Source organism: Chamaesiphon sp. OTE_75_metabat_556, from assembly GCF_031378165.1.
Lineage (GTDB): Bacteria > Cyanobacteriota > Cyanobacteriia > Cyanobacteriales > Chamaesiphonaceae > Chamaesiphon.
Genome location: NZ_JANNDR010000184.1, coordinates 1 through 7857, shown reverse-complemented (window position 1 = coordinate 7857; position 7857 = coordinate 1). Strand labels below are relative to the sequence as shown.

Below are 7857 nucleotides of genomic sequence, written 5' to 3'. Positions count from 1 at the left end.
AATCCTGCGGTTTTATTTTATTTAAGGGAGAGCGTACCGATCCTCAGAAATCTTTTTTGTTGATGAAACATCGCGACAGGTACGATTTACCAAAAGGACATGTCGAACCTGGCGAGTCAGATTTAGAATGCGCCCTCAGAGAGATGACTGAAGAAACGGGGATTCCGGCTAGTGCTGTTACCATCGAGCCAGACTTTCAGTTTCGATCGGTTTACCACCCAAAATATGCTAGATACAACAATGAAGTTATCGAAAAGACTTTGATTATTTTCTTGGGCTGGGTCGATACACCTACAGTTCTGCCTTCTAGCGAACATCTGGGTTATGAATGGATCGATTGGCAGCCACCGCACCAGATTCAGGCGCAAACGATCGATCCGTTGCTGGCAGAGGTAGGTGTCTATTTTCGATAGTGGTAGTTTCAGCTTCAAACCGATAGAACCCAGTCAGTCTAATAAAATAATTTGGATGCAGTACGCCACCTCGCTTAACGGTTCAAAGGTAGACTCTGTAGTGTACTTCATCAGGAAGACTCACTCGCCTTCGATCCCACACCATAGCGTACCTGATTGGTGTGTCTAGCTAATATCGTTCGGATCGAGTCCTTTGGCGCGGAGATAGGCGATTAATTTTTCCTTTTCCTCACGTTCTCGATCTGCTCTTTGGGCTTCTTGCTCGGCTCTTTGGCGTTCGGCTTCAATCTGTTCTACCGCCCAAGGCAAGATCGCTGACGACTGGTTCCACCACCGCAGCCAATAACCGTTGCGATCGGTTTTAGTTCCCGTCCAAGTTCCTAAATACAAGTCGATTTCTGGCAACCAATGACGACCATTTTCATCTGGTTGTTCTAGTTCGTATTTGCCGTTGTGGAGACGGTATAATTCCAATAATCCAGCTTTCGGCTCGAAGATGACATAAATCGGTATCTGCAATATTTGCTCGTAAAAAAACCATTTGCCAGGGGGATAAGTGGGTTTGACTGAGTACTCTCCACCCTCAGTTTCCGAGAGAAATTCCATGACGATCGTGGGTACATCGCCATCCAGGTTGGGGGTATAGCTGTTGCGCTCGGCTAACTGCTCTCTAACGCTAGGAACGTATAACCAATCCGGTGCTTTGATGACTAATTCTCCATTTACCGTCGCACACAGGGCAAAATTAGTCGCAATCAACATTTGGGGCTGAATGCGTTGGGCTATTTCTAGGCTTTCTCTCAACGCTGCGGCGATTAATGGTTGTCCGGTATTTTCCACGGGTTCGTCCTCTAGCCTAAATCCAGCAGGAAGAGGTTCCCAGGTGATTTCTACTGGCTGTTGTCGGTTAATCTTGAGTTGAGTTGTCATACATGCAACCGTGTCGATCGATCTCTATTTTAAGCGATTCCAGACAGAGCAATCGGAGATCGAGATTATTTTCTCTTCGGGATTTTTAAAAGATGGGATGCTCCCCACCGCCATACCCAGGTGCTAGGCTTGAGCTGAAGCCGCAGGAATTCTTCACCAGAGGGTATCGGAATTATCAGTGATTGCCACCAGTTCCAATGCTGTGTTGGGAACTTTGGTGAGCTGGGGCGTGGGGATTGGTAAAATCAATGAGTCAAAGAATTTTTATCTTCAAGTGTAAAGTTAGCAACAATAACAGAACACATTACTACAAAACATCCCAAGATTTGTAATTGAGTTAGTCCCTCACCAAGAAAATAGTAAGAGCCAAGGATGGTAAAAACAGGAATCAGGTAGAGCGTCATCCCAGCCACATGTACCTTTAAATACTTAAGAGAATTAAGATAAAGGAGGAAAGCAAAATAGTATTGACATAAGCCAGAACAGACGGCCATCATTAAAATATAATTATTTATTAATTTGAATTTTATGAATGGCATTAAAAAAAGCAAAGAAAGAACTGTTGCTATAGTTAGTTGTCCTGTTAAAAGTGTGATTGGCGAAGTTTCTTCTACCGCCTTTGAAGATAAAGTGACATAAATAGCAGCAAAAAAGACTCCAGCTAACACAAGAAAATATCCAAGAAGCTTCTGGTTCCCTCCAATAATTATGTCGTCCCATGCTAAAATTAGTATTCCGATCGAGGATATAAAAATGATTGAGTACAAGGCATATATTTTCGTTATTTGATTTTTCAGAATAACAGTGGAAAGTATTACGATCATTATTGATTCTGATGAAAAAAGTATAGACGAGATACCTGCGTTGACATATGCCAGTCCATGCAAAGATAAGACATAAGCCAAAAAAGGCTCAAATACTCCTAGTAAATATACCTTTATATTTCTTGCGAATTTAATTTTTTTTCTATTTAAAGCTAGCACAATCCAAGCCATGATGGCAGAAGAAGAAACTTGAATCATGAAAAGATAATTGGAATCAATTTCTTTCAAGGTGAGCTTGCTCATGACAATAGCAGCCCCCCAAAATAAGGCAGCTAAAATGGAAAAAAACAACCCTAGGAAAATTTTCATGAAAAGCCTCGTTATTACATTAGAGAATAATTGTATTTCCAAGCAAAGGAAATAAAAATTAATATTTAATCCGTCAGTTTCCCTGTGTTTGCTTTTCTTGGAGCAAAGCTATTAAAATATATTTCCTCTTCGCTGATAGTAACTCCTACGAATTCACCATGGTATGGATGTCCAAGCGGAAATATATTTTGCGTCACATAGAACAATACATTCCAATCAAAAATAAGCCGATCGCTCGTATCAAATACTTTTAGTTCTTTATTATCAATGGTGATTTCTGAAGGAATCAATACATCAGTGTGGTAAAATCCTGAGTAATAATCACCATGTTCTCCCTTCTGCGATGGACATCCTTGTCGATCGATGGGGTTTTCTGAGAGCCAAGTAGTAGAAATTTTTTCATCATGGGATATCCCTCCTTTACCAATAGATTGTATGGTTAATTTTTTTATTTGCTGCAACCCCTCTTCTAAACTAGAATACACACCATTTTCTGTCGATAAATGTAAATAATGACCGGGTGCATTGATTGAAATTAAAAAACCACCAGGGACTCTTCTGTCATGATTTCTAGTCAGATGTGCCGTTGAATAAAAAGTATTTATTCCTGCTTTATAAGCTTTGATAGAATTATCGGGATGACGCAAAGGAATAGATTCGCTATATATAATATCTGGCTTGATCGGCAGAGATTCAGGTAGATACAAAGAGCATAATTCTTGCTGCACTTTAAGAAACTCACTTGAAGGTTTTGCATATGAGAGATAACGGCTTACAAAAAAAATTAAATGTGCGCTTACTTCACCTCGTAAGGCTCGGTCTTTAAAATTTCTTCTTTCATTCTGAATAATCTGAAAAAGATGATAATCATCTAACTTCAATTCCTCTTCTGTGATTATAGTCATATGATAATCGAGACATTTTGTTTTCTTACTTGCTAGCCTACCAAATGCACAAGGCTGAAATTTACTTGCCCAAAGCCTAAAACAACCTTCTATATCTTTCTTGTCAAGATAAAAAATATTTTCATGTATTTCATCAATATCAAAACCAAATGAAAAAGCATCCGAATATTGAGGTAACTCTCTGAGTAAATTATAAATAGACATGGCGTTGTTTTATGAAGAAGGGTTGCGGAAGGGTAAGACATCATTTTAGCACGTTCCTCTATGTAGGTTGGGTTGACGTAGGAAACCAAACAACTATCATTTCCATTGAATTTGCTCGATCGATCGAGCATTGTAGCTATTATCGAATAGACATATTGAGGCCGTGCGATCGCTGAGATTGTGGTGGCAAGAGCAAAGCTAATAAAGTAATAATTTCCATAATTACCAACCGCTAAATTAGGTAATGTTTAGCATTTTTTTAATCTTGCTAATACGATGACAATCTCATCGATAACCTTGACCATTTGGGATGTGGGTCGATTGTGTCGATCGAGGATAATACTAAATACTAATGGTGAATATTGCGGTGGATTGATATAGCCAGATAGACTGGTAACGCCACTTAAACTCCCAGTTTTAGCCCGAACGATGCCTTGGGCTAAAGTCCCTTTCATCCGATTTCTGAGACTGCCACTGATGCCAGAGAGTGGTAAAGAATCGCGGTAAATTTGACCGACGGGTGTCGTTGCCATTGATGATAGGACGCGGACGAATGTCATCGGTGCGACCAAATTGTGTCGGGATAATCCCGAACCATCATAAATACTATAAGCCTGGGAGTCTACACCCATTTCTGTCAGCCGTTGTTTGACTAAAGCGAGACCGAGCGTGCTGGTATCTTCATTGCTCGTATAATGTGTGGGATGAGTGCGCCCGATCGATTTGAGCAGTACTTCGGCATAGATATTATTACTTTTTTGATTGGTTTCGTTAACTAATTCAGTAATTGTCGGCGAATCGATCGCCGCAATTTCAGGAAGATTAAAAATATTTTGCTCCAATACTAGGCGCGTATTTGCGATCGAAATCCCCGATCGATTCAAGCTTTGATTGAAGGCATTGATAAACGATCCGGCAGGATTTACCAGCGGTAGATCGATTTGGGTAGCTGCGGCAGTTGGTGCTAATTTACCCGTCAACCTAATCGTCGATTTACCAAACATCGCGATTGCCGCAACACCACGATCTGTTTGACTAGTTACAGCCGTCAAGCTTTGATTATCGACTTGCCAATTGTTTAAGCTCGGATCTTGCCAAGTATATTTGAGTGGTAGCCCAATTTGTTGGGGACTGACAGTCAGCGGATTGGAATTTTGATTGAGCATCAATCCATTAATCGCGGGCGCATAATCAGTCGATAAATCGCCCCATTCCCAACCAGAATTGAGCTGTTCCCCGCGAAAATAACCGTCATCGAAACTAATCTGGCCGATTTGAGTAATGCCCCGTTGTTTGAGTTGTTGGACGAGTAACGGCAATTTAGTCACAGTCAGACTAGGATCGCCTCTCCCGACAACCACCAGATTGGCTCGATGCCCCGTGCTCGGCAGTTGATATATCGATGTCCGCAATCGCCTTGCCACACCGAGCTGGCGCAGCGCGACGGCGGTGGTAATGAGTTTGACATTAGAAGCGGGAATAAATAATCGATCGCCATCCCGATTATAAAGTTGACTCGCGCCATTTAACTCCCGAACGACAATCCCCCAGCGATAGCGGCGCAATTCTGGTCGATCGATAATCCGATCGATCTCGGTGGCTAACTGATTCTGACAAACTGCTGGTAATGCTGGCGGTGTAACAACTTGCGGCTGCTGCGCTTGCGCCGAGATCGTTGTTAGTAGTTGCATCAATAACCATCCGCAAGTGGTCGCGATCGTCTGACGGGCAAGAAATAACTGCGGCATCGGTAAATTCACACCCAATTTTTGGCAATCCTTAGTTTACAGGAGATTGGGACGATCTCTAGCTGCGATTAAGGGAGGAGCGGGGAGCGGGGAAAGAGGGTATATCGATCGATCTATTATTTCCCTGCACGCTTATTTCACACGATCACTTAGTACTAATTGACATTAGCAATCGCCAATTTACAGCTTATTTACAGATATTTTTTCAATAACAGTGCTAATTTCTGTTTAGTTGATTCTGGTACTTTATCTAGTGGTGTAATGATTGCAAATTTGAGGGCGGAATGTGCCTCTGATCCAAATAAATTCGCACTCAATCGGCGGACAGTTTCTTGAATTACTTGTTGAGCATTGGTTGCATTCTTATGCAGATTGGCAATAATCATATCCACCGTCACATTATCATGATCTGGATGCCAACAGTCGTAATCAGTCGCTAATGCTAAAGTCGCATAAGCAATCTCGGCTTCTCTAGCTAACTTGGCCTCTGGTAAATTGGTCATCCCAATAATCGTTCCACCAAGCTGCCGATACATATTCGATTCGGCTTTGGTTGAAAATGCTGGCCCTTCCATGCAGACGTAAGTTCCACCGCGATGTAATGTAATTTCGGGTAGATCGAGCGACTCGATCGAGTCTGCTAATATCCCCGCCAACTGATGGCAAATCGGATCGCCAAAGGCAATATGTCCGACAATTCCTTCACCAAAAAACGTACTCGCGCGGCTCTTGGTACGATCGATAAATTGATCTGGCAATACTAAATCTAATGGCTTCACTTCTGCCTGTAACGAGCCGACTGCTGATGCCGAAATTAGATATTCGACACCAATTTGTTTCATCGCATAGATATTGGCACGATAGGGAACTTCGGTCGGAGTGAGATGATGATTGCGACCGTGGCGGGCTAAAAAAGCTACTTCGACACCATTGAGATCGCCAACAATTAGATTGTCAGAAGGTTTGCCAAACGGTGTATCGATGCTGACTTCACGGACATTTTTCAATGCAGACATTTGGTAAAGTCCACTGCCACCAATAATCCCAATTTTGACATCACTCATTTTGATAATTGATAATTAATAATTGATAGTTGATAATTAAAGATCGTCAACTTTTTGGTTTGATTTCACTAATTTTGGTGTCGATGTCGATTAAGGTGTCTAACACGATCCTTTTGGCATACAGCTTCCAGCCCCACTTCTGGATAGCAATTGCAGCGGCTGTGCCACCAACTGCGGCGATAAAGTCCAACGGTTGATTGAGTGAAATCCCAAATAACAATCCTAACCCAGCAATGCCCCAGAACGGTAACGCGACAGTTTGGCGTTGGGTTTCGACTAATTTGACGATGCCACCAGTGGGTAATTCTTGCTCTAATACCGCTTTGACTTCCCGTTGCTCTGCTAAATTCACCGATAAGCCGATCTTGCGGCGCAATTTCTCGATTTTGCGGGCATCACTACTGTATTGAGTGAGTTCGTCTTCCGCCATCAATACCAGCCGTTCGTACTGTCCCACAGAATTTATGATTCCCAACGTATATTCACCGATAGATTATAACTGATGACATTGGGGATCGAGATACAATAACGATCGAATCAGATATTCCCAGCAGCGATCGAGTTATGGAAGCCAGTCCCGCCCAGATTAGTCAAGCCGTCCAAAATCTCTACGATACCTACCCTTTCCCCCCAGAGCCATTGCTCGATGAGCCGCCCCCAGGTTTTAACTGGCGGTGGCAGTGGGATGCGGCTTACAACTTCTGTACCGGACAGATGCCAGCGCGTCGCGATGTGCGGATTCTCGATGCTGGGTGCGGAACGGGTGTGAGTACCGATAGCTTGGTACATCTCAATCCCGAAGCGCAGGTAACGGCGATCGATCTCAGTCCCGGTGCGCTGAAAGTTGCGACAGAACGCTGTGCGCGATCGGGTGCGACTAGAGTAGAATTTCACCATCTGAGTCTGTTCGATGTGGCTCAGCTCCCAGGGGAATTCGACCTAATTAACTCGGTGGGGGTGCTGCACCATACTCCAGATCCAATTCGTGGTATTCAAGCCCTAGCAGGCAAGTTAGCCCCTGGTGGGTTGATGCATATTTTTGTCTATGGGGAGTTGGGACGGTGGGAGATCGAACTGATGCAACAAGCGATCGGGATCTTGCAAGGCGATAAGCGGGGTGACTATCAAGATGGTGTCAAAATCGGTCGCTCGATCTTTGCTGCACTTCCTGAAACTAATCGACTAGTGAAACGGGAAAAAGAACGCTGGGCGATCGAAAATCACCAGGATGAATGCTTTGCCGATATGTACGTTCATCCCCAGGAAATCGACTATAATATCGAGACATTATTTGAACTGATCGATGCTTCGGGCTTGGATTTTGTCGGCTTTTCCAATCCCGATTTCTGGAATTTGGAAAGACTTTTAGGAAAAGCACCCGAAGCTCTAGAACGTGCTAAAAAGTTAGACATTCGCCAGCAATATCGACTGATCGAGTTGCTCGATACTGATGTCGCGCA

General features: G+C 43.1%; 8 protein-coding genes. 2 read left to right on the top strand and 6 right to left on the bottom strand.

Going from position 1 to position 7857, the window contains the following annotated elements:
- The coding region (locus RMO27_RS07675) for an NUDIX domain-containing protein (protein WP_309731044.1) at positions 1 to 413 on the top strand (413 nt) is incomplete at its 5' end.
- A gap of 165 nt (positions 414 to 578) precedes the next feature.
- Here RMO27_RS07675 and RMO27_RS07670 read toward each other — a convergent pair.
- The 6 genes from RMO27_RS07670 to RMO27_RS07645 all read right to left on the bottom strand — a co-directional run bounded on the left by RMO27_RS07670 (position 579) and on the right by RMO27_RS07645 (position 6854).
- Positions 579 to 1343: a Uma2 family endonuclease gene (locus RMO27_RS07670; RefSeq protein ID WP_309731043.1), complete on the bottom strand. Its 765-nt coding sequence runs from the start codon at positions 1341 to 1343 to the stop codon at positions 579 to 581.
- A 245-nt stretch (positions 1344 to 1588) separates the two neighbouring features.
- Positions 1589 to 2476, bottom strand: a complete 888-nt coding sequence (locus tag RMO27_RS07665; RefSeq protein WP_309731042.1) for a DMT family transporter — start codon at positions 2474 to 2476, stop codon at positions 1589 to 1591.
- A 65-nt stretch (positions 2477 to 2541) separates the two neighbouring features.
- A complete protein-coding gene (locus RMO27_RS07660; RefSeq protein ID WP_309731041.1) occupies positions 2542 to 3585 on the bottom strand; it encodes a hypothetical protein in 1044 nt (347 codons plus the stop codon).
- A 248-nt stretch (positions 3586 to 3833) separates the two neighbouring features.
- On the bottom strand, positions 3834 to 5345 hold the full coding sequence (gene dacB / locus RMO27_RS07655) for a D-alanyl-D-alanine carboxypeptidase/D-alanyl-D-alanine-endopeptidase (RefSeq protein ID WP_309731040.1): 1512 nt from the start codon (positions 5343 to 5345) through the stop codon (positions 3834 to 3836).
- 179 nt (positions 5346 to 5524) lie between these two features.
- Positions 5525 to 6397 carry an S-methyl-5'-thioadenosine phosphorylase gene (locus tag RMO27_RS07650; protein ID WP_309731039.1) on the bottom strand — a complete coding sequence of 291 codons (873 nt, stop codon included), beginning with the start codon at positions 6395 to 6397 and terminating at the stop codon, positions 5525 to 5527.
- Positions 6398 to 6443: 46 nt separating this feature from the next.
- Positions 6444 to 6854 carry a hypothetical protein gene (locus RMO27_RS07645; RefSeq protein ID WP_309731038.1) on the bottom strand — a complete coding sequence of 137 codons (411 nt, stop codon included), beginning with the start codon at positions 6852 to 6854 and terminating at the stop codon, positions 6444 to 6446.
- 107 nt (positions 6855 to 6961) lie between these two features.
- On the opposite strand from RMO27_RS07645, the gene RMO27_RS07640 reads away from it, so the two are divergent.
- Positions 6962 to 7857 (top strand): class I SAM-dependent methyltransferase (locus RMO27_RS07640; protein ID WP_309731037.1); only part of this gene is annotated, 896 nt, incomplete at its 3' end.

Coding starts and splice junctions, on each gene's coding strand:
- RMO27_RS07670 (WP_309731043.1), bottom strand. CDS start 1,343: ATGACAACTCAACTCAAGATTAACCGACAACAGCCAGTAGAAATCACC.
- RMO27_RS07665 (WP_309731042.1), bottom strand. CDS start 2,476: ATGAAAATTTTCCTAGGGTTGTTTTTTTCCATTTTAGCTGCCTTATTT.
- RMO27_RS07660 (WP_309731041.1), bottom strand. CDS start 3,585: ATGTCTATTTATAATTTACTCAGAGAGTTACCTCAATATTCGGATGCT.
- RMO27_RS07650 (WP_309731039.1), bottom strand. CDS start 6,397: ATGAGTGATGTCAAAATTGGGATTATTGGTGGCAGTGGACTTTACCAA.